We start from the raw sequence: 21,531 nt of genomic DNA, 5'->3' as shown, positions 1-21,531 counted from the left end.
TGAACGGTGGATGCGGGGAGCCGTGCGCCAAGACCTACCGGTCGAAGTCCAACTCCACCTTCTCCGTGGCCGGATGCGACTGACAGGCCAGCACATACCCCGCCTCCGTCTCCTCCGGCTCCAACGCGAAGTTGCGATCCATCCGCACCTCGCCCGAGACCAGGAAGGCACGACAGGTCCCGCAGACGCCGCCCTTGCAGGCGTAGGGAGCGTCGGGCCGGTTGCGCAGCACCGCCTCCAGGAGCGACTCGCCGTCCTGGACGGGCCAGGTCCCGCCGCGGCCGTCGAGCCGGGCGGTCACCGTGCTGTGAGCGGGAGCCGGGGTCGCGCTCGCCGGTGCGGCGCCCGGGTCCACGTGGAATATCTCCTCGTGGATACGCGTCCGCTCCACCCCGAGCCCGCGCAGCGCCCGCTCCGCCCCCTGCACCAGACCCATCGGCCCGCACAGGAACCACCCCGCCACCCGGTCCACGGGCAGCAACGCCGGAAGCAGCCCGGTGAGCCGCTCCTGGTCGAGCCGCCCGGACGGCAGCCCCGCCTGCTGCTCCTCCCGGGAGAGCACCGTCACCAACTGGAACCGTTCGGGAAAGCGGTCCTTGAGGTCGGCGACCTCCTCCAGGAACATCGTCGAGGCGGACGTCCGGTCACTGCGTATGAGACAGAACCTCGCCGCAGGCTCCCGTGCCAGCAGTGTCGAGGCGATCGACAGCACCGGGGTGATCCCGCTGCCGCCCACCACCGCGGCGTACAGCCCGGCCGTCGGTTCGAGCGTGAACCGTCCCGCCGGTGTCATCACCTCCACCTCGTCGCCGACGGCGATCTCCTTGAGCGCGTACGTCGAGAACGCGCCGCCGTCGACCAGGCGCACCCCGACCCGCAGCGTCTCCGGGCCCCCGTCGCCGGGTGCGGGCGCCGGTGAGCAGATCGAGTACGTACGCCGTATCTCCGTGCCGTCGACCGTGCGGCGCAGCGCGAGGTGCTGGCCCGGTGCGTGCCGGTACTCCGCTCGTAGTGCGGGCGGCACGGCGAGGGTCAGGGCCACGGAGTCGTCGGTGAGCCGGTCGACCGCGGCCACCGGGAGCGGGTGGAAGCGGGCCATCACAACTCCTTGAAGTGGTCGAACGGTTCACGGCAGGACAGACAGCGCCGCAGGGCCTTGCACGCCGTGGACGAGAAGCGGCTGAGCAGTTCGGTGTCGGCGGACCCGCAGTGCGGACAGCGCACGGACTCCGTCTCGGCAGTGGCCGTATGCGCCGTTTCGGCGATGGCCGTACGTGTGGGGCCGAGCTCCACCGCGACCGGACCGGAGATGTCCTGTCTGCGCGGCGGCGCTATCCCGAACTCCCGCAGCTTGCGGCGGCCTTCGTCCGAGATGTCGTCCGTCGACCAGGCGGGGCTGAGCACCGTACGGACAGAAACCTCCCGTACGCCGTGCTCGTGCAGCACCCGCTCGATGTCCATGGACATCGCCTCGATGGCCGGGCAGCCCGTGTACGTCGGGGTCAGCTCGACCTCGACGGAGTCCGCGTCGCGGACATGCACTGCGCGCAGCACGCCCAGCTCCTCCAGGGTGAGCACGGGCAGCTCGGGATCGGGCACGGACCCGGCCAGCCTGCGCAGTTCCTCCTCAAGGGCGGTGGTCGTCGTCACCATGACGCCCCCGGATGACTGCGGTGCAGATGCTGCATCTCGGCGAGCATCCGCCCGAACGGTTCGGTGTGCAGTCCCTGGCGTCCGGCGCCCGCGGTCCAGGCCCCGGACTGCGCACCCTCCGGGACCTCCAGGGTGGCCCGACGCAGTACATCGGTCACGGACGCCAGCCAACCGGCCCTGATCGCCTCCCAGTCGACGTCCGCGCCGTCGACCGGCTGGAACATCTCGCCCGTGAACCGCCACAGCGCCTCGCACGCCTGGCGCATCCGCTCATGGCTGACGTCCGTGCCGTCGCCGAGCCGCAGCGTCCACTGTTCGGCGTGATCCTGGTGGTAGGTGACTTCCTTGACGGCTTTCGCCGCGAGCGGGGCGAAAGCGCCGTCCCCGGCGGCCAGTTGCGCGTACAGGAGCCGCTGGTAGGTGGAGAAATACAGCTGGCGGACGATCGTGTGCGCGAAGTCGCCGTTCGGCTGCTCGACGAGCTGGAGGTTGCGGAAGGCGCGCTCTTCGCGGAGATACGCCAGCTCATCCTCGTCACCGGCCAGGGACAGCAGCACCCGGGCCTGGCCCAGCAGGTCCAGCGCGATATTGGCCAGGGCGACTTCCTCTTCGAGGACGGGCGCGTGGCCCGCCCACTCCCCCAGGCGGTGCGAGAGCACCAGGGCGTCGTCGCCGAGGGCCAGGGCGGCGGCGGTGGCCGTCTCGGACAGCGCGGGCGTCGTGGATGGCTTCGTCACAGGTGCTTCACCCCTTCCGGGATCTCGTAGAACGTGGGGTGCCGGTACGGCTTGTCCGCGGCCGGTTCGAAGAACGGGTCCTTCTCGTCGGGCGAGGAGGCCGTGATGGCGGTGGACGGGACGACCCAGATCGAGACGCCCTCGCCGCGGCGCGTGTACAGATCGCGCGCGTTGCGCAGGGCCAGCTCGGCGTCCGGGGCGTGCAGGCTGCCGGCGTGGGTGTGCGAGAGGCCGCGGCGCGAGCGCACGAAGACCTCCCACAGGGGCCAGTCGTTGGTCGTCATGCTCGCGCCTTCCCGTTCTTGTCCGCGTACGCCGCGGCCGCCTCCCGTACCCACGCGCCCCCTTCGTGCGCGCGCCTGCGCTGCGTTATGCGCTGTTCGTTGCAGGGGCCGTTGCCCTTGAGGACGTCCCAGAACTCCGTCCAGTCGATCGCGCCGAAGTCGTGGTGCCCGCGCTCCTCGTTCCACACCAGGTCCGGGTCCGGCAGGGTCAGGCCGAGGGACTCGGCCTGCGGCACGCAGATGTCCACGAAACGCTGGCGCAGCTCGTCGTTCGAGTGGCGCTTGATCTTCCAGGCCATCGACTGTGCGGAGTGCGAGGACTCGTCGTCGGGCGGGCCGAACATCATCAGGGAGGGCCACCACCAGCGGTTCACCGCGTCCTGCGCCATCTCGTGCTGCTCGGGGGTGCCGCGGCTGAGGGCCAGCAGCAGCTCGTACCCCTGGCGCTGATGGAAGGACTCCTCCTTGCAGACGCGCACCATCGCGCGCGCGTAGGGCCCGTACGAGCAGCGGCACAGGGGGACCTGGTTGGTGATCGCGGCGCCGTCCACGAGCCAGCCGATGGCACCGACGTCCGCCCAGGTCAGCGTGGGGTAGTTGAAGATCGACGAGTACTTCTGGCGGCCGGTGTGCAGCTTGTCGAGCAGCTCGTCGCGGCCGGTGCCGAGGGTCTCGGCCGCGCTGTACAGATACAGCCCGTGCCCGGCCTCGTCCTGGACCTTGGCCATCAGGATCGCCTTGCGGCGCAGCGACGGGGCGCGCGTGATCCAGTTCGCCTCCGGCTGCATGCCGATGATCTCGGAGTGGGCGTGCTGCGCGATCTGCCGGACCAGCGTGGAGCGGTAGGCGTCGGGCATCCAGTCGCGGGGCTCGATGCGCTCGTCGGCCGCCACTGCGGCGTCGAAGACGGCCTCGTACGCCGCCGTGCGCGCCGCTTCGTCCGCGGCGCCGTCCGCACCGTCCGCCTGCGCGCGGGCCGTGTGGTGCGCTGCTGCTGTCGCCATGCGGTCCCCCTTGACCTCTCTCCCGACCAACCGACCGATCGTTCGGTTCGCTCGATTCAATGGTGGGTCGAGCGCCGTAAGGTGTCAACCGCTGTGGATAACCTCTGGGCCGCTGTTGTGACCGTTGTGACCCATGGGGCTGTGCCGGGCCGTCGGGCCTGAGTACCGTTCCCGTGCGGACGCCGTTGTGCGGGGCACGCGGGCGGTACGGTGCCCCGCGACCAGGCGGCGGGCAGGGGAATCGGGAACGTGAATCGGGGCGGAATGGACGCGTACGACGAGGGCTCGAGCGCCGGGCACCGGCCGGACGGGCCTGACGGTCCCGCGTCCGCCGGGCCCGACATGCCCAACGCACCCAACGCAACCCGCACCCCGGACGCCCGCGACAAGCCCAACGCGCCTGACGTCCCCAACGTGCCCGACGGCCCAGCGCCCGACGGCCCGGTGCACGAAGCGCCCGCCGACCAGGAGCCGGCGGGCCAGGAGCCCGCGCCCGAGTGGCCCACCGCCGAGCCCCCGGCCGCCGCGCCGGGGTCGCTCCCCGCCGAGCCCCCCGCCCCCGCCGGTATCGCCGCCCTCCCGCTCCGCCACCAGATCGCCGCCGCACTCGCTCTCGCGGTCGTCGGGGTCGCCGCCTGTGTGCACCTCGGCATGGTGTTCCTGCATGTCGCGCCCTCGAACACGGTCACCAAGCAGCACGGCCGGGCGATCGACGAGTGGGTCTACCCCGAGTTCGAGCAGAACTGGAAGCTCTTCGCGCCGAACCCGCTCCAGCAGAACATCGCGATACAGGTCCGCGCCCTGGTCCGCACCACGGACGGCACCAGCAGTGAGACCGGCTGGTACGACCTGTCGGCGCTCGACGGCCAGGCCATCGACGGCAACCTGCTGCCGAGCCACACCCAGCAGAACGAACTGCGCCGCGCCTGGGACTTCTACATCGGCACGCACGACACCCAGAATCGCCCCGCGGGCCTGCGCGGCGACCTCTCCGAACGCTATCTGCGCCGCGTCGTCGTGCTGCGCCTCGACCGTGAGCACGCGGGCGGCGCGGGCGCCGTCGTCGAACGGGTCCAGGTCCGCTCCCGTACGACCAACGTGCCGCCCCCCAAGTGGAGCGAGGAGCAGGTGTCCGACAAGCCCATGCTCCGCGAGCTGCCCTGGTGGGCCGTGCCGGCGGGCGAGCCGTCGGCCGAGCTGACGGAGGCGAGTGCCCGATGAGCCGGTTCGCCCTGTCCGTCTCGCGCGGCATCACCCGGGTCACCGAGGCGGCCCTCGGCCCTTATCAGACCGCGGTGATCCGCATCGGCTTCTCCGTCACCTGGCTGCTGTTCCTGTTGCGCGAGTTCCCGCACCGCCAGGAGATGTACGGGCCCGACGGACCGTGGAGCTGGGACCTCGCCCAGCAGCTCATCGCGACCAACCACGCATTCACGGCGTTGATGTGGTCCGACAGCCAGGTGTGGTTCGAGAGCGTCTACGCCCTCGCCGTTCTGTCGAGCGCTCTGCTGCTCGTGGGCTGGCGGACCCGCACGATGTCCGTCCTCTTCATGATCGGAGTGCTCTCGCTGCAGAACCGCAGCATCTTCATGGGGGACGGCGGCGACAACGTCATCCACCTGATGGCGATCTACCTGGTGTGCACGCGCTGCGGCCAGGTGTGGTCGCTGGACGCGCGGCGGACACGGCTCGCGCGGGAGGCACGCGCGCGTGGCGAGCGGGCAGGGCCCGATCGGGTGGGGCCCGCTCTGTGGGGTGTGCTCGGACTCGCACTGGCCGCGGCGACGGTCGCGGGAAAGATCGACGACGGCTGGATGGGTGGCTGGCTCACGATCTTCTGGGGGCTGTGGGCGGTGCAGGCCCTGTGGTGGGTCGTCAGCCACCGCGCGCGCACCGCGGAGCCGCGGATCCTGCTGGACGTCGTCGGCAACCTCGTGCACAACGCCGCGCTGTTCGTGATCATGGCCGAGGCGTGTCTGATCTACGCGACCGCCGGCTGGTACAAGATCCAGGGCTCGCGCTGGCAGGACGGCACCGCGGTCTACTACCCGCTCCACCTCGACTATTTCTCGCCCTGGCCCGCCCTGTCCGACCTGCTGTCCGCGCATGGCACGACGGTGATGCTGGTGACGTACGGGACGGTCGCCGTGCAGGTCGCCTTCCCCTTCACCCTGTTCAACCGGCGGGTCAAGAACGTCCTGCTGGCGGCCATGATGACCGAGCACGCGGTGATCGCGGTGGTCCTCGGGCTGCCGTTCTTCTCGCTCGCGATGATCGCCGCCGACGCCGTGTTCCTGCCGACGTCCTTCCTGCGCCGCCTCGGCGGATGGGCGGCAAGCGCGCGTGGAAGGCTGATTTCGGGCGGCGGCCGTACGGTGCCGGGCCCGCGCAAGCAGCAGGCGCGCACCCCGGAGCAGCCCGAGCAGACGCACGTAGGCTTCACGGCATGAACGAGACGGACGCCCGTACGCCGGACGACGAGAGCGGCGCGCACGCCGTACAGGCCTGGCGCCGGCTCGTCGACGGCTCCGTCCTGCTCGACGGCTTCCACGCCCTCAAGCATGCGGTGCGCTTCCAGGCCGAGGTCCCGGTGGCGGTCACCAGCGACCGGCGGGCGGCGCTCGCTCTCGCCGACGAGCTCGCCCCGGACGTACGCGACACACTGGACGGCCTCCTGGTGGAGGTCCCGCAGGCCACGTACGAGTCTCTCGTCCCGCGTCCGCACCCCACCGCGGTGGCCGCTCTGGCGGTACGTCCCTCTCGCGACGCCAATCTGCGGACGCTGGCCCGCACGCCCCGCACCGCGCCGGTGGTCGTCCTCGACCATCCGCGCAACCTGGGGAACGCCGGTGCCGTGATCCGGCTGGCGGCGGGCTTCGGCGCGACCGGTGTGGTCACCACGGGCACGCTCGACCCCTGGCACCCCACCGTCGTACGCTCCGGGGCGGGCCTGCACTTCGCGACCGCCGTGGAGCGGCTGACCGTGGACGAGCTGCCGCCGGGCCCGGTGTTCGCCCTCGACCCTGAGGGCGAGGACATCCGCGGGCTGAAGCTTCCGGACGACGCCGTGCTCGCCTTCGGCTCCGAGCGCAGCGGACTGTCCGCCGAGCTCCGGGCGCGCGCCGACCACCTGGTGTCCCTGCCGATGCGCCCCCAGGTCTCCAGCTACAACCTCGCGACCAGTGTGGCCATGACGCTGTTCCACTGGAGCGCGACCGGGGGCGCACCGGCGTAGCCGCTTATGCCTCGCGGCGTACCTCCACCACCCGGAAGCGGTTCGCCACGAACGCTCCGTCGCACAGCGCCGAGTTGGCCGCCGGGTTGCCGCCCGAGCCGTGGAAGTCGGAGAAGGCCGCGGTCTGGTTGACGTACACCCCGCCCGTGAGGTTCAGGGAGAGCTGGGCGCACTCCTCCAGGCAGGCCTCCTGCACGGTCCGCTCGACCTCGTCGTCGGCGGTGTACGCGCCGACCGTCATCGCGCCCTTGTCCCTGATGGTGCGGCGCAGCAGCTCCACGGCGTCCGCGGCCGAGTCGACGGCGACGGCGAAGGAGACCGGCCCGAAGCACTCGCTCATGTAGGCCGCTTCGTCGTCCGGCTTGGCACCGTCCAGCTTCACGATCACCGGCGTACGGACCACGGCGTCCGGGAATTCCGGGTTGCTGATCTCCCGTGAGGGGAGGGCGACTTCGCCGAGGCCGGCGGCGGCCTCCAGGCGGGCCTTCACGTCCGGGTTGACGATGGCGCCGAGCAGCGCGTTCGCGCGGGCGTCGTCCCCGAGGAGGCCGCCGACCGACTTCGCGAGGTCCGCGACCACCTCGTCGAAGGTCCGCGGACCCTCCTCCGTACGGATGCCCTCACGCGGAATGAGGAGGTTCTGCGGGGTGGTGCACATCTGGCCGCTGTACAGGGACAGCGAGAAGGCCAGGTTCGAGAGCATGCCCTTGTAGTTGTCGGTCGACTCCACGATCACCGTGTTGACGCCGGCCTTCTCCGTGAAGACCTGGGCCTGGCGGGCATTGGTCTCCAGCCAGTCGCCGAAGGCCGTCGAGCCCGTGTAGTCGATGATCCGGATCTCGGGCCGTACGGCCAGGGTCTTGGCGATGCCCTCTCCGGGGCGCTCGGCGGCCAGCGCCACCAGGTTCGGGTCGAAGCCCGCCTCGGTGAGCACCTCGCGGGCGACCTGCACGGTGAGCGCGAGCGGCAGCACCGCGCGCGGGTGGGGCTTGACGAGCACCGCGTTGCCGGTGGCCAGGGAGGCGAACAGGCCCGAGTAGCCGTTCCACGTCGGGAAGGTGTTGCAGCCGATGAGCAGGGCGATGCCGCGCGGCACGGGCGTGAACTGCTTGGTCAGCGCGAGCGGGTCTTTCTTGCCCTGGGGCTTGGTCCACTCGGCGTTGTCCGGGGTGCGGACCTGCTCCACATACGCGTACGCCACCGCCTCCAGGCCGCGGTCCTGCGCGTGCGGGCCGCCCGCCTGGAAGGCCATCATGAAGGCCTGGCCGCTGGTGTGCATGACCGCGTGCGCGAACTCGTGCGTGCGGTCGCTGATCCGCTTGAGGATCTCCAGACAGACCACGGCGCGGATCTCCGCGCCCGCGTCACGCCAGGCACGCTGTCCGGCGCGCATGGCGGGCAGCAGCGTGTCGACGTCCGCGTGCGGGTACGTGACTCCCAGTTCGATCCCGTACGGCGAGACTTCGCCGCCCACCCAGTCGTCGGTGCCGGGCTGGCCGAGGTCGAGACGGGTACCCAGGAGGGCGTCGAAGGCGGCCTTGCCCTCAGCCATGCCCAGGCTGCCGTTCTCGCCGTAGGCCTTGGGGTGCTCGGGGTGGGGGGACCAGTACGCGCGCGTGCGGATCGCTTCCAGCGCCTGGTCCAGGGTGGGCCGGTGCTGGGCGATCAGCTGGTGCGCGGCGAGTTCGGCGGCCATCAGGGACCAACTCCTCGTCTCAAGAACGCTTCATTGCGCTCGCGAGCTGGGCAGGAACGGGCAGTCAGAGTTAGAGTAACCGAACGATCGGTCGGGACAAGGGGGTCCGCCGCATCTGTGGAAAACCCCGTGCGGGAGGATCGCGCACATGACAGCACTCGACCTCAGCAGCCCCGTGGCCGTCGTCGGCACCGGCACCATGGGCCAGGGCATCGCCCAGGTCGCGCTGGTCGCGGGCCACCTCGTGCGGCTCTACGACGCCGTTCCGGGCCGTGCCGACGCGGCGGCCGAAGCGATCGGCGCCCGCCTCGACCGGCTCGTCGAGAAGGACCGGCTCACCGCCGCCGACCGGGACGCCGCGCGCGACCGGCTGCAAGCGGCCGGCAGCCTGGAGGACCTCGCGGACTGCGTGCTCGTCATCGAGGCGGTGCTCGAACAACTCGATGCGAAGCAGCAGCTCTTCCGCGATCTCGAGGGCATCGTCGATGCCGACTGTCTGCTCGCCACCAACACCTCCTCCCTGTCCGTCACGGCCATCGGCGGCGCCCTGAGCAACCCCGGCCGTCTCGTCGGGCTGCACTTCTTCAACCCGGCGCCGCTGCTGCCCCTCGTGGAGGTCGTCTCCGGGTTCGCGACCGACGTCTCGTACGCCACGCGCGCGTACGAGACGGCGCGCTCCTGGGGGAAGACTCCGGTCGCCTGCGCCGACACCCCGGGCTTCATCGTCAACCGCATCGCGCGGCCCTTCTACGCCGAGGCCTTCGCGGCGTACGAGGCCCAGGCCGCCGACCCCGCCACCATCGACGCGATCCTGCGCGAATCCGGCGGCTTCAGGATGGGCGCCTTCGAGCTGACCGACCTGATCGGGCAGGACGTCAACGAGTCCGTCACGCACTCCGTGTGGCAGGCCTTCTTCCAGGACGTGCGCTTCACGCCCTCGCTCGCCCAGCGGCGGCTCGTCGAGTCCGGCCGGCTGGGCCGCAAGACGGGACATGGCTGGTACGACCACGGGGACGACGCGGAGCGTTCCGAGCCGCACACCGCGGAGAAGGCGCAGGCGCCCGCGTACGTCGTCGCCGAGGGCGATCTGGGTCCGGCCTCCGAACTGCTCGCCCTGATCCGTGAGGCGGGCATCCAGGTCCGTGAGGACGAGGAGGACCACGGCACCCGGATGGTGCTGCCCAGCGGCGGCCAGCTCGTCCTCGCCGACGGCCAGACCTCCGTCGAGTTCCGCGACGTCGTCTACTTCGACCTGGCACTCGACTACCGGAAGGCGACCCGCATCGCCCTGTCGGCCTCCCAGGACACCGCTGCCCAGACGCTCTCCGAGGCCATCGGCCTCTTCCAGGCGCTCGGCAAGGACGTCAGCGTCATCGGGGACGCCCCCGGCATGATCGTCGCCCGGACCGTGGCCCGGATCGTCGACCTGGCGCACGACGCCGTCGCCAAGGGAGTGGCCACCGAGGAGGACATCGACACGGCGATGCGCCTCGGCGTCAACTACCCCCTGGGGCCCTTCGAATGGAGCCGCAGGCTCGGCAGGAACTGGTCGTACTCCCTCCTGGACGATCTGCACCTGCGCGACCCCTCCGGACGCTATGCGCCCTCACTCGCGCTCTACCGCCACGCGTACGCATCCGAGAAGCGGGAGGGCACCTCATGACCACCGCCAAGCGCGACACGTACACCCCGGAGACCCTGCTCTCCGTCGCCGTCCAGGTCTTCAACGAACGCGGCTACGACGGCACCTCCATGGAGCACCTCTCCAAGGCGGCCGGTATCTCAAAATCGTCGATATACCACCACGTCGCGGGCAAGGAGGAGCTGCTGCGCCGCGCCGTGAGCCGGGCGCTCGACGGCCTCTTCGCGATCCTCGACGAGGAGCACGCGCGCGTGGGGCGCGCCGTGGAGCGCCTGGAGTACGTCGTACGGCGCATGGTCGAGGTGCTCACCGCCGAGCTGCCGTACGTGACGCTGCTACTGCGGGTGCGCGGCAACACGGACACCGAGCGCTGGGCCCTGGAGCGCCGCCGCGACTTCGACCACCAGGTGGCCGAGCTCCTGAAGGCGGCGGCCGCCGATGGGGACGTACGCGGCGACGTGGAGGTCCGGCTCGCGACCCGGCTGGTCTTCGGGATGATCAACTCGATCGTGGAGTGGTACCGGCCGGACGGGCGGGGCATGGGCGAGCGGGAAGTGGCCGACGCGGTGGCACAGTTGGTTTTCGGAGGGCTCAGGGCGGAGAGCTGAAGCCGGCCGCCCCAGAAAGAAAGCTGGGCACCCGGCGCGTAACGCCTCTAGCCCTCCGGCTCCAGGTCCTCCTCCTCGAAGACCAGCAGCGTCCGCGTGCTCAGCACCTGCGGGATCGCCTGGAGGCGGGTGAGTACCAGCTCGCGCAGCGCTCTGTTGTCCGGCGTGTGCACAAGGAGCAGGACGTCGAAGTCGCCGCCCACCAGCGCGATGTGGGAGGCCCCGGGGAGCAACCTCAGCTGCTCGCGCACCGTGCGCCAGGAGTTCTGCACGATCTTGAGGGTGATGTACGCCGAGGTGCCCTGCCCGGCGCGCTCGTGGTCGACGCGCGCCCCGAAGCCGCGGATCACGCCGTCCTCGATGAGGCGGTTGATACGCGCGTAGGCGTTGGCCCGTGACACATGGACCCGTTCGGCCACGGAGCGTATCGAGGCACGGCCGTCCGCCTGGAGCATCTGCAGGATGTCCTGATCGATGGCGTCGAGCGGGCGGGCGGGCGGCTGGGCGGTGCCGGCCTCCGGTGGCTCGGCCATTTGTTCAGGTGCCATGTCCCCCCGCCTCCCTACCATGGACGTACTGCGTCCATCTCAGGCTGTGGAGAACCGTTTGTCCACAGCCTGGCGGTGCCTGTAGCCAAAATGTGCCGACGACCGAACAATCGGTAGGTGAGGCGCATCACAACCGTGACGCGCCTGAAGCCGCTCCCACGAGGAGGTGCCGTCATGACGGTCATGGAGCAGCGAGGCGCTTACCGGCCTACACCGCCGCCCGCCTGGCAGCCCCGCACCGACCCCGCGCCGCTGCTGCCCGACGCTCTGCCGTACCGCGTCCTCGGCACCGAGGCAGCCGCGCAGGTCGACCCGGGACTGCTGCGCCGTCTGTACGCCGAGCTGGTGCGCGGCCGCCGCTACAACACGCAGGCCACGGCCCTCACCAAGCAGGGCCGTCTCGCCGTCTACCCCTCCAGCACCGGCCAGGAGGCCTGCGAGGTCGCCGCGGCGCTCGTCCTGGAGGAGCGCGACTGGCTCTTTCCCAGCTACCGCGACACGCTCGCGGCCGTCGCCCGCGGCCTCGACCCCGTCCAGGCGCTCACCCTGCTGCGCGGCGACTGGCACACCGGGTACGACCCCCGCGAGCACCGCATCGCGCCGCTGTGCACCCCCCTCGCGACCCAGCTCCCGCACGCCGTGGGCCTCGCGCACGCCGCCCGCCTCAAGGGCGACGACGTGGTCGCGCTCGCCCTGGTCGGCGACGGCGGCACCAGCGAGGGCGACTTCCACGAGGCACTGAACTTCGCCGCCGTGTGGCAGGCCCCCGTCGTCTTCCTCGTCCAGAACAACGGCTTCGCCATCTCCGTCCCGCTCGCCAAGCAGACCGCTGCCCCCTCGCTGGCCCACAAGGCCGTGGGCTACGGGATGCCCGGCCGGCTGGTGGACGGCAACGACGCGGCCGCCGTGCACCAGGTCCTGAGCGAAGCCATCCGGCACGCGCGCGCGGGGGGCGGTCCGACGCTCGTCGAGGCCGTCACGTACCGCATCGACGCCCACACCAACGCCGACGACGCCACCCGCTACCGCGGCGACGCCGAGGTCGAGACCTGGCGCGCACACGACCCGATCGCCCTCCTGGAGCACGAGTTGACCGAACGCGGCCTGCTCGACGACGAAGGCATACGGGCCGCGCGCGAGGACGCCGAGACGATGGCCGCGGACCTGCGCGAGCGCATGAACCAGGACCCGGTGCTCGACCCCATGGATCTGTTCGCCCATGTGTATGCCCAGCCCACCACCCAACTGCTGGAGCAGGAGACCCAGTTGCGGGCGGAGCTGGACGCGGAGGTCGCCGCGGCGGACGGCCCGCACCATCACGGGCCGGAAGGAGCCGGGCGATGACCACCGTCGCTCTCAAACCCGCCACCATGGCGCAGGCCCTCGGGCGCGCGCTGCGCGACGCCATGGCAGCCGACCCGACCGTCCATGTCATGGGCGAGGACGTCGGCACCCTCGGCGGCGTCTTCCGGGTCACCGACGGGCTCGCCAAGGAGTTCGGCGAGGACCGCTGCACGGACACGCCGCTCGCCGAGGCGGGCATCCTCGGGACGGCCGTCGGCATGGCCATGTACGGGCTGCGGCCGGTCGTGGAGATGCAGTTCGACGCCTTCGCCTACCCGGCGTTCGAGCAGCTGATCAGCCATGTCGCCCGGATGCGCAACCGCACCCGGGGCGCGATGCCGCTGCCGATCACCATCCGGGTCCCGTACGGCGGTGGCATCGGCGGCGTCGAGCACCACAGCGACTCCTCTGAGGCGTACTACATGGCGACTCCGGGGCTCCATGTCGTCACGCCCGCGACGGTCCCCGACGCGTACGGGCTGCTGCGCGCCGCGATCGCCTCCGACGACCCGGTCGTCTTCCTGGAGCCCAAGCGGCTTTACTGGTCGAAGGATTCCTGGAACCCGGACGAGCCGCCGGCCGTTGAACCGATAGGCCGCGCGGTGGTGCGGCGCTCGGGCCGGAGCGCCACGCTCATCACGTACGGGCCGTCCGTGCCCGTCTGCCTCGAAGCCGCCGAGGCGGCGCGGGCCGAGGGCTGGGACCTCGAAGTCGTCGACCTGCGCTCCCTGGTGCCGTTCGACGACGAGACGGTGAGCGCGTCCGTACGGTGGACCGGGCGCGCGGTCGTCGTGCACGAGTCGGGCGGTTTCGGCGGCCCGGGCGGGGAGATCGCGGCCCGCGTGACCGAGCGCTGCTTCCACCACCTGGAGGCGCCGGTGCTGCGCGTGGCCGGGTTCGACATCCCGTACCCGCCGCCGATGCTGGAGCGGCACCATCTGCCCGGCGTGGACCGGATTCTGGACGCCGTGGGGCGCTTGCAGTGGGAGGCGGAGAGCTGATGGCCCAAGTGCTGGAGTTCAAGCTCCCCGATCTGGGGGAGGGACTCACCGAGGCGGAGATCGTCCGCTGGCTGGTGGAGGTCGGTGACGTCGTCGCCGTCGACCAGCCGGTCGTCGAGGTCGAGACCGCCAAGGCGATGGTCGAGGTCCCCTGCCCCTACGGGGGTGTGGTCACCGCCCGCTTCGGCGAGGAGGGCGCGGAGCTGCCCGTGGGGGCCCCGCTGTTGACCGTCGCGGTGGGCGAAGCGGCCTCCGGCGGCGAGGACGAAGGATCCGGCAACGTGCTCGTGGGTTATGGCACGGGGGCGCCGCCGGCGCGACGGCGGAGAGTCCGGCCTCCGGCCGGAACGGGCAGGGCGGGCGCTGCGGGTGGGCGCTCGCCGGATGCTCCGGCGAGCACACCGCCGAACCTCCAATCGGGGACCTCGGCGGACGCGGGCGCCGCGGCGGGCGCCGCGGCGCGGGGACTTGGGCCTGGACGGTCCGGGCAACCCCTCGCCGTGCCTTCCGGCGACGGGGACCGCGCGGTCGCCGATGCCCGGTACGGCTCCGTCGCCGATGACCGGGGCCGCCCGGCCGGCGGCCATCACGGCGTCTCGGTGGTGCACGGCGGCGCGGCGGTGCGCGGCGACGGCCCCGTGCCGGTCATTTCACCGCTCGTACGACGGCTCGCCCGTGAGAACGGCCTGGATCTGCGGGAGTTGGAGGGCTCGGGGCCCGACGGGCTGATCCTGCGGGCGGATGTCGAGTACGCACTGCGTGCGGCAGCCGCCGGCCGGGTCCGGACGCCCGCTTCCGCGGAGCCCCTCACGGCTCCGGTCGTCGGCCAAGGGGCGGGATCGGCCTCGTTCGCGCTCGCCGGGGCCGAGGCCTTCCGAGGCGGCGCCGCCCCGCAGGGCACCCGCATCCCCCTCCGGGGCGTTCGGGGTGCTGTTGCCGACAAGCTCTCCCGCAGCCGTCGCGAGATACCCGACGCGACCTGCTGGGTGGACGCCGACGCGACGGAACTCATGCACGCGCGCGTGGCGATGAATTCCACCGGCGGCCCGAAGATCTCCCTGCTCGCGCTGCTCGCCCGGATCTGCACCGCCGCGCTGGCCCGCTACCCGGAGCTCAACTCGACGGTCGACATGGAGGCCCGCGAGGTCGTCCGGCTGGACCAGGTACACCTGGGCTTCGCCGCCCAGACGGAACGGGGGCTGGTCGTACCCGTCGTGCGGGACGCGCACGTGCGGGACGCGGAGTCGTTGAGCGCGGAGTTCGCCCGGCTGACGGAGGTGGCGCGGACCGGGACGCTGACGCCCGCGGAACTCACGGGCGGCACCTTCACGTTGAACAACTACGGGGTGTTCGGGGTCGACGGCTCCACGCCGATCATCAACCACCCCGAGGCGGCCATGCTGGGCGTCGGCCGGATCGTCCCCAAGCCCTGGGTGCACGAGGGCGAGCTGGCGGTGCGGAAGGTCGTCCAGCTCTCGCTCACCTTCGACCACCGGGTGTGCGACGGCGGCACGGCGGGCGGCTTCCTGCGCTATGTGGCGGACTGCGTGGAACAGCCGACGGTGCTGCTGCGGAGCTTGTAGCCCCGGCGCGGTCATCCCCGTCCACATGGTGTGCACGGGGGTGGCAATGATCCTTCGGGCGCCCATACTCGGGGGATGACCGTGTACGAGCCACCGGGTGCCCCCGGGCCACCGGGCACCCCGGGCGCCGACGTCCCGTACGACGTCGATGTCCCGTACGACGCCGTCGTGCTCGCGGGCGGCGCCGCGCGGCGGCTGGGCGGCGCGGACAAGCCCGGTGTGCGGGTAGGCGGCCGTGCGCTGCTCGACCGTGTGCTGGCCGCGTGCGCCGGTGCCGCCACCACGGTGGTCGTGGCCGCGCCGCGGGCGACCGCGCGGCCCGTGGTCTGGGCCCGCGAGGACCCGCCCGGCGGGGGGCCGCTGGCCGCCCTGGAGGCCGGGCTGCGCCACACCACCGCGGAGTACGTCGTCGTGCTCTCGGCCGACCTCCCGTTCCTGGAAGAGGAAACGGTACGGCGGCTGCTCGCCACCCTGCGGACGGGCGATGCGGCACGGGACTTGACCGCGCCCCGCACCCTGGAGTCGGCGCCGCGCGACTCGGGGTCTGCGCCTCCTGTCCCGGCGGACGCGCCCCGCACCGCGGCGTCTGTGCCGCGCGACTCCGTGTCCGCGGCCTGCCCCCCGGCGTCCGTGCCGCGCGGCTCCGTGTCCGCGGCGTGCCCCCCGGCGTCCGTGCCGCGCGATTCGGCATCCGCACCCCGCGACTCCGCGCCCGCGCCCCACCCCCCGACATCCGCACCCCCCGCCCCGGCGGACGCGGCCGGTCCCGATGGCGTGTTGCTCACCGACCCCGGTGGGCGCGACCAGCCGCTCGTGGCCGCGTATCGCGCGCAGGCGCTGCGGCGGGAGCTGGAGTCGCTCGCCGTGGAGTGCGGCGGTCTGGCCGGGCTGCCGTTGCGGCGGCTCATCGCCGCGCTCGACCTCACCCGCATCACCGACCCCGTCGCGTCCTTCGACTGCGACACCTGGGACGACATCGCCGCCGCCCGGGCACGTATCAGGGAGCATGAGCACGTGTTGGATGAATGGATTTCCGCAGTCAAGGACGAGCTGGGCATCGACCTGGACGTCGACACCGGCGTCCTGCTCGACCTGGCCCGCGACGCCGCGCACGGTGTGGCGCGGCCCGCGGCACCGCTGACCACGTTCCTCGTGGGGTACGCGGCCGCGCGGGCCGGGGGCGGCCCCGAGGCGGTGGCCGAGGCCGCCCGTAAAGCCGCGGCGCTGGCGCTGCGCTGGGCCGACGAGGACGCCGCCGCCAGCGACGCCAAGCCGGACGCCGGATGACCGCGCCGGGCGCCCGGGCCGCCGGCCGGGACGCCGACGAACTCGACGTGGAGGAGGCCCTGGCCTTGGTCAAGGACAGCGGTGACCGAAGTGCGAGGGAGCCGAGGTCCGGCGGCCGGCAGAGCCGGGACGCGCAGGACCTCGATGTCGAAGAAGCCCTCGCCCTGGTGAGGGACGGCAACGCTCGCGTCCCGGAGCACAGCCACGACACCCGTTCCGTCCCCGCTCCCGCCCCGGAGGGCGAGGCCGCCGCGCACGCCGCCAAGCGCGGGCACCACAAGGCCGCCCCCTGGCCCGAGGCCCGCGCCGGCGCCGAGCGAGCCGCCCGCACCGTGCCGCGCCGAGCCCCCGTCTCCGTACCCCTCGACGCCTCCCTCGGCCTCGTCCTCGCTGCCCCCCTCACCGCGCTCACGGACCTCCCGTCCTTCGACACGTCCGCGATGGACGGCTGGGCGGTCGGCGGGCCCGGCCCCTGGGACGTCCGGGAGGAAGGGGTGCTCGCCGGGCACGCGAAGCCGGAAGTGCTCACCGACGGCGAGGCGGTGCGGATCGCCACCGGGGCGAGAATCCCGCAGGACGTCAGCGCCGTACTGCGCAGTGAGCACGGGCGTATCGACGACAAGGGGCGGCTGCACGCCACCCGCGAGGTCGTGCACGGGCAGGACATCCGCCCGCGCGGGCAGGAGTGCCGCAACGGTGACCAACTGCTGCCGGTCGGCGCGCTGGTCACCCCCGCCGTGCTGGGCCTCGCCGCGGCCGCCGGGTACGACACCCTCGCCGCGATCCCCCGCCCCCGCGTCGAAGTCCTCGTGCTCGGCGACGAGTTGCTCACCGAGGGCCTGCCCCAGGAGGGGCTCATCCGGGACGCGCTCGGCCCCATGCTGCCGCCCTGGCTGCGCGCGCTCGGCGCCGAGGTCGTCGCGGTGCGCAGGCTCGGCGACGACGCCAAGGCCCTGTACAAGGCGATCACCGGCTCCGCCGCAGACCTGATCGTCACCACCGGCGGCACCGCCGCGGGCCCCGTCGACCACCTCCACCCCACCCTGCGCCGCATCGGGGCCGAACTCCTCGTGGACGGCGTCAAGGTGCGCCCGGGACACCCGATGCTCCTGGCCCGCACCAAGGACAACCAGCACCTCGTCGGCCTGCCCGGCAACCCCCTGGCGGCCGTCTCCGGCCTGCTCACGCTCGCCGAGCCCCTGCTGCGCACCCTTGCCGGGCGCGCGGCCCCGGAGCCGTACACGCTGCCTCTCGAGGACGCCGCGCACGGGCACCCGTACGACACCCGGCTCATCCCCGTCGTCCTGCGCGTCGACCGGGCCGTGCCGTTGCACTACAACGGTCCGGCGATGCTGCGGGGCATCGCCGCGGCCGACGCCCTCGCGGTCGTACCGCCGGGCGGTGCCCGTGCGGGTCAGGAGCTGGAACTCCTCGACCTGCCCTGGGCCACCGCCGGAATCGGGGTGTGTTTCACATGAGCCCGAGTGGGATGTGCTTCACATGAGCCCGAACGGGGTGTGTTTCACGTGAAACTTCCGGGCCATGACGCTATCGCCCGCCAAGCGGACGAACATCTCGTGACCCATCGGGTGAAACTCCCGCGGAAAGTCGTGGAACGCCCGATCCTCCAGGTCTGCAAGCGGCTGGCGATGGCCCTGTTGGTGCTCGTCGCCACCGCGCTCATCGTCTGGATCGACCGCGACGGCTACAACGACAACTCGGACGGCGCCGTCGACCTGCTCGACGCCTTCTACTACGCGACCGTCACCCTCTCCACCACCGGATACGGCGACATCACCCCGGTCAGCGACGCCGCCCGGCTCACCAACATCTTCGTCATCACGCCGCTGCGCGTGCTGTTCCTGATCATCCTGGTCGGCACCACCCTCGAGGTCCTCACGGAACGCACCCGGGACGAGTGGCGGCTGAACCGCTGGAGGGCGACCTTGAGGGATCACACCGTCGTTGTCGGGTTCGGCACCAAAGGCCGGTCGGCCATTCAGACCGTCTGCACGACCGGGCTGAAGAAGGAGCAGGTCGTGATCGTCGATCCCAACTCCAAGGTGGTCGACGCGGCGACGGCCGAAGGGTACGCGGGGGTCGTCGGCGACGCGACGCGCAGTGATGTGCTGGTGCGGGCCGAGGTCCGCAAGGCGCGGCAGATCATCATCGCCACCCAGCGGGACGACACCGCCGTGCTGGTCACGCTGACCGCGCGGCAGCTCAACCGTGCGGCGAAGATCGTCGCCGCCGTACGGGAGGAGGAGAACGCGCCGCTGCTCCGACAGTCCGGTGCCGATGCCGTCATCACCAGCGCCAGCGCGGCCGGGCGGCTGCTCGGGCTCTCCGTCCTCAGTCCCGCCGCGGGCATGGTCATGGAGGACCTCATCCAGCAGGGCAGCGGGCTCGACATCCTCGAACGGCCCGTCATAAAGGCCGAAGTGGGCAAGGGCCCGCGCGAGACGGACGACCTGGTGGTGAGTGTCGTCCGAGGGCATCGGGTGCTCGGATACGACGATCCGGCCGTCGGGACCCTGGAGTTGACGGACCGGCTCATCACGATCGTGCGGGCGTCACCGGGCACGCAGGTCGCGCCGGACATTCGGCCCCTCCCGCACGTCTAGCCGCCCTTCCCGCAGGAGTAGCGTCCCCTTCATGTACGCGATCACGATTCCTGAACCTGGTGGGCCCGAGGCGCTGGTGTGGGACGAGGTCCCGGATCCGGTGCCCGGAGAGGGCGAAGTGCTGGTCGAGGTGGTGGCGAGCGCCGTCAACCGCGCCGATCTGCTGCAACGGCAGGGCCTCTACAACCCACCCCCCGGCGCGTCCCCGTACCCCGGTCTCGAATGTTCGGGGCGCATCGTCGAAATCGGTCCCGGCGTCTCGGGGTGGGCGGTCGGTGACGAGGTGTGCGCGCTGCTCGCGGGCGGCGGATACGCCGAGAAGGTCGCCGTGCCGGCCGGGCAGCTGCTGCCCATGCCCGGGGGCCTGGACGTCAAGCAGGCGGCAGCGCTGCCCGAGGTGACCTGCACCGTCTGGTCGAACGTCTTCATGGTGTCCCACCTGCGCCCCGGCGAGACCCTGCTCGTGCACGGTGGCTCCAGCGGCATCGGCACCATGGCGATCCAGCTGGCGAAGGCCGTCGGCGCGAAGGTCGCCGTCACGGCGGGCAGCAAGGAGAAGCTCGACTTCTGCGCCGAGCTCGGCGCGGACATCCTCGTCAACTACCGCGAGCAGGACTTCGTCGAGGAGATCAAGCGGGCCACGGACGGCGCGGGCGCCGACGTCATCCTCGACAACATGGGCGCCAAGTACCTGGACCGGAACGTCCAGGCGCTCGCCGTCAACGGACGGCTCGCGATCATCGGCATGCAGGGCGGCATCAAGGGCGAGCTGAACATCGCCACGCTCCTCAACAAGCGCGCCGCCATCAGCGCGACCTCGCTGCGTATCCGCCCTCTCGGTGAGAAGACGGCGATCGTCGCGGCCGTACGCGAGCACGTGTGGCCGCTGATCGCCTCCGGCCACGTACGCCCGATCGTCGACCGCGAGCTGCCGATGAGCGACGCGGCGGCCGCCCACCGGGTCCTGGAGGAGAGCGGCCACATCGGAAAGGTGCTGCTCGTCGCTCCCTAGGAAGCGCTCCGCTCAGCGGCGCCGTACGCGCAGGGCGAGGAAGGCCAGTCCCAGGCCCAGACCGATCAGGATCAGCCCGCTTCCCAGGGGCAGGATCTGGTACACGGGTTCTGGGGCGGGCCCCGGACCGACCACGTTCTGCTGGACGGGGACCGCCGCGCCCCGCGACGCCTCGGGGGTGGCGTTCGCCTCCGGGCTGTCGGGGACGGCGGGATCGCGGTCGGTGTACGTCGGCGTCGTGTCCTCGCCGTAATCGTCGGTCCCGCCGGAGTCGGCGGTGCCGTCAGTCCCGTCGGAGTCGTCGTGCGCGTCCCCCGGCGTGGACTCCGTGCGCCCCGGTCGCTGGCGGCCCTCGCCCGCGCTGCTCCCGGCGCGGGAGGCGTCGGCGGTGGGCGTGGGGGCGGGGTGCGAGGCGGCGTACGAGGCGGCGTACGAAGGGTGCACGGCGCCGACCGCTACGACCAGCAGCAGTCCGGCCGAGCGGAGCGTCCTGAGCCATGGAGTCACGCCGGTGACCCCCTCCCGATGAGGAGTCCCATGATCAATGGGTCAAGCCTCACATGCCCCTTTTGTCCCGGCATCCCGGCGTAGGCGTACCGGGGGAACGACGGAATCGGCGCCCACGTACACGGTGGATCACCCTTCGCCGGGGGCACCACCGTGATGTGGTGTAGGGGTGCGAGACAATGGCGGCATGGAGATGCCGAGGAACGAAAGGTCGCCGGAGAACCCCCAGATCTTGGTCGTGGGCCAGGACGGGATGGCTCTCGGCGGCACCGGAGGCGAGGACTCCCGCGAGGTCCCGGTGACTGAGATGGTGGAACAGCCGGCCAAGGTCATGCGCATCGGAAGCATGATCAAGCAGCTCCTCGAGGAGGTGCGTGCCGCGCCTCTGGACGAGGCGAGCCGTGTCCGGCTCAAGGAGATCCACGCGAGCTCCGTGAAGGAGCTCGAGGACGGTCTGGCCCCCGAGCTCGTCGAGGAGCTGGAGCGTCTCTCCCTGCCCTTCACAGATGACGCCACCCCCAGTGACGCCGAACTGCGGATCGCGCAGGCCCAGTTGGTGGGGTGGCTGGAGGGACTCTTCCACGGGATCCAGACGACTCTGTTCGCCCAGCAGATGGCGGCCAGGGCCCAGCTGGAGCAGATGCGCCGCGCACTGCCTCCGGGTGTCGGCGGGCTCGAGGGAGACGAGGACCCCCGCTCGGGCGGCCGCTCGGGCGGACCGTACCTGTAAAGCCACGGCGACATGTACCTGTAAGTCACGGCGACC

21 protein-coding genes are annotated in these 21,531 nt (G+C 71.9%); 13 read left to right on the top strand and 8 right to left on the bottom strand.

What is annotated here, in order from left to right; genetic code table 11:
• Positions 1-34: 34 nt before the first annotated feature.
• Genes ACZ4WS_RS13805 through paaA form a run of 5 tightly spaced genes read right to left on the bottom strand, consistent with a single transcriptional unit; the run spans position 35 to position 3,678 of the window.
• The gene (locus ACZ4WS_RS13805) at positions 35-1,099 is read right to left on the bottom strand and encodes a 2Fe-2S iron-sulfur cluster-binding protein (protein WP_467980133.1); all 1,065 of its coding nucleotides are present in this window, start codon (positions 1,097-1,099) and stop codon (positions 35-37) included.
• Positions 1,099-1,650: a 1,2-phenylacetyl-CoA epoxidase subunit PaaD gene (gene paaD, locus ACZ4WS_RS13800; protein ID WP_467980527.1), complete on the bottom strand. Its 552-nt coding sequence runs from the start codon at positions 1,648-1,650 to the stop codon at positions 1,099-1,101. Before paaD ends, ACZ4WS_RS13805 begins: the two co-directional genes overlap by 1 nt.
• Complete coding sequence (paaC, locus tag ACZ4WS_RS13795; protein ID WP_467980131.1) at positions 1,647-2,390, bottom strand: 1,2-phenylacetyl-CoA epoxidase subunit PaaC; 744 nt, start codon at positions 2,388-2,390, stop codon at positions 1,647-1,649. The genes paaD and paaC overlap by 4 nt, the downstream gene beginning before the upstream one ends.
• Positions 2,387-2,674 (bottom strand): 1,2-phenylacetyl-CoA epoxidase subunit PaaB, encoded by a 288-nt coding sequence (paaB, locus tag ACZ4WS_RS13790; RefSeq protein WP_451146419.1) that lies wholly within the window; start codon positions 2,672-2,674, stop codon positions 2,387-2,389. The genes paaC and paaB overlap by 4 nt, the downstream gene beginning before the upstream one ends.
• Positions 2,671-3,678: a 1,2-phenylacetyl-CoA epoxidase subunit PaaA gene (gene paaA, locus ACZ4WS_RS13785; protein ID WP_467980129.1), complete on the bottom strand. Its 1,008-nt coding sequence runs from the start codon at positions 3,676-3,678 to the stop codon at positions 2,671-2,673. The genes paaB and paaA overlap by 4 nt, the downstream gene beginning before the upstream one ends.
• A 264-nt stretch (positions 3,679-3,942) precedes the next feature.
• On the opposite strand from paaA, the gene ACZ4WS_RS13780 reads away from it, so the two are divergent.
• Genes ACZ4WS_RS13780 through ACZ4WS_RS13770 form a run of 3 tightly spaced genes read left to right on the top strand, consistent with a single transcriptional unit; the run spans position 3,943 to position 6,913 of the window.
• Entirely contained in the window at positions 3,943-4,899 is a 957-nt protein-coding gene (locus ACZ4WS_RS13780; protein WP_467980525.1) for a DUF5819 family protein, read from the top strand.
• Positions 4,896-6,128 carry an HTTM domain-containing protein gene (locus tag ACZ4WS_RS13775; protein ID WP_467980127.1) on the top strand — a complete coding sequence of 411 codons (1,233 nt, stop codon included), beginning with the start codon at positions 4,896-4,898 and terminating at the stop codon, positions 6,126-6,128. Before ACZ4WS_RS13780 ends, ACZ4WS_RS13775 begins: the two co-directional genes overlap by 4 nt.
• Positions 6,125-6,913, top strand: coding sequence for a TrmH family RNA methyltransferase (locus ACZ4WS_RS13770; RefSeq protein WP_467980126.1), 789 nt, complete (start codon positions 6,125-6,127; stop codon positions 6,911-6,913). Before ACZ4WS_RS13775 ends, ACZ4WS_RS13770 begins: the two co-directional genes overlap by 4 nt.
• Positions 6,914-6,917: 4 nt before the next feature.
• Here the strand turns inward: ACZ4WS_RS13770 and paaN are convergent, their stop codons facing one another.
• A complete protein-coding gene (gene paaN / locus ACZ4WS_RS13765) occupies positions 6,918-8,609 on the bottom strand; it encodes a phenylacetic acid degradation protein PaaN (protein WP_467980124.1) in 1,692 nt (563 codons plus the stop codon).
• A gap of 148 nt (positions 8,610-8,757) precedes the next feature.
• Between paaN and ACZ4WS_RS13760 the strand changes: the two genes are divergently transcribed.
• On the top strand, positions 8,758-10,272 hold the full coding sequence (locus ACZ4WS_RS13760) for a 3-hydroxyacyl-CoA dehydrogenase (RefSeq protein WP_467980123.1): 1,515 nt from the start codon (positions 8,758-8,760) through the stop codon (positions 10,270-10,272).
• Complete coding sequence (locus ACZ4WS_RS13755; RefSeq protein WP_467980121.1) at positions 10,269-10,859, top strand: TetR/AcrR family transcriptional regulator; 591 nt, start codon at positions 10,269-10,271, stop codon at positions 10,857-10,859. The genes ACZ4WS_RS13760 and ACZ4WS_RS13755 overlap by 4 nt, the downstream gene beginning before the upstream one ends.
• 47 nt (positions 10,860-10,906) lie before the next feature.
• Here ACZ4WS_RS13755 and ACZ4WS_RS13750 read toward each other — a convergent pair whose 3' ends face one another.
• Positions 10,907-11,407 (bottom strand): Lrp/AsnC family transcriptional regulator, encoded by a 501-nt coding sequence (locus tag ACZ4WS_RS13750; protein WP_467980120.1) that lies wholly within the window; start codon positions 11,405-11,407, stop codon positions 10,907-10,909.
• 174 nt (positions 11,408-11,581) lie between these two features.
• Between ACZ4WS_RS13750 and pdhA the strand changes: the two genes are divergently transcribed.
• From pdhA to ACZ4WS_RS13715, 7 genes are all read left to right on the top strand, one after another.
• Positions 11,582-12,751, top strand: coding sequence for a pyruvate dehydrogenase (acetyl-transferring) E1 component subunit alpha (gene pdhA / locus ACZ4WS_RS13745; protein WP_467980118.1), 1,170 nt, complete (start codon positions 11,582-11,584; stop codon positions 12,749-12,751).
• The gene (locus ACZ4WS_RS13740; protein ID WP_467980116.1) at positions 12,748-13,752 is read left to right on the top strand and encodes an alpha-ketoacid dehydrogenase subunit beta; all 1,005 of its coding nucleotides are present in this window, start codon (positions 12,748-12,750) and stop codon (positions 13,750-13,752) included. Before pdhA ends, ACZ4WS_RS13740 begins: the two co-directional genes overlap by 4 nt.
• The gene (locus tag ACZ4WS_RS13735) at positions 13,752-15,335 is read left to right on the top strand and encodes a dihydrolipoamide acetyltransferase family protein (RefSeq protein WP_467980115.1); all 1,584 of its coding nucleotides are present in this window, start codon (positions 13,752-13,754) and stop codon (positions 15,333-15,335) included. Before ACZ4WS_RS13740 ends, ACZ4WS_RS13735 begins: the two co-directional genes overlap by 1 nt.
• A gap of 195 nt (positions 15,336-15,530) precedes the next feature.
• Entirely contained in the window at positions 15,531-16,622 is a 1,092-nt protein-coding gene (locus ACZ4WS_RS13730) for a DUF6457 domain-containing protein (RefSeq protein WP_467980523.1), read from the top strand.
• Positions 16,619-18,100 carry a molybdopterin molybdotransferase MoeA gene (locus tag ACZ4WS_RS13725; protein ID WP_467980113.1) on the top strand — a complete coding sequence of 494 codons (1,482 nt, stop codon included), beginning with the start codon at positions 16,619-16,621 and terminating at the stop codon, positions 18,098-18,100. The genes ACZ4WS_RS13730 and ACZ4WS_RS13725 overlap by 4 nt, the downstream gene beginning before the upstream one ends.
• Positions 18,101-18,148: 48 nt before the next feature.
• Positions 18,149-19,246 (top strand): potassium channel family protein, encoded by a 1,098-nt coding sequence (locus ACZ4WS_RS13720; RefSeq protein WP_467980111.1) that lies wholly within the window; start codon positions 18,149-18,151, stop codon positions 19,244-19,246.
• Between the two features lie 31 nt (positions 19,247-19,277).
• On the top strand, positions 19,278-20,258 hold the full coding sequence (locus ACZ4WS_RS13715) for an NAD(P)H-quinone oxidoreductase (RefSeq protein ID WP_467980109.1): 981 nt from the start codon (positions 19,278-19,280) through the stop codon (positions 20,256-20,258).
• A gap of 12 nt (positions 20,259-20,270) precedes the next feature.
• Here the strand turns inward: ACZ4WS_RS13715 and ACZ4WS_RS13710 are convergent, their stop codons facing one another.
• The gene (locus ACZ4WS_RS13710; protein WP_467980108.1) at positions 20,271-20,765 is read right to left on the bottom strand and encodes a hypothetical protein; all 495 of its coding nucleotides are present in this window, start codon (positions 20,763-20,765) and stop codon (positions 20,271-20,273) included.
• A gap of 187 nt (positions 20,766-20,952) precedes the next feature.
• Between ACZ4WS_RS13710 and ACZ4WS_RS13705 the strand changes: the two genes are divergently transcribed.
• Positions 20,953-21,495, top strand: a complete 543-nt coding sequence (locus ACZ4WS_RS13705) for a bacterial proteasome activator family protein (RefSeq protein WP_467980106.1) — start codon at positions 20,953-20,955, stop codon at positions 21,493-21,495.
• Positions 21,496-21,531: the final 36 nt, after the last annotated feature.

The organism is Streptomyces sp. NPDC029292 (assembly GCF_055569295.1).
Note: the sequence above shows the minus strand (reverse complement) of the source record. Positions and strands in the feature narration are given on the sequence as shown.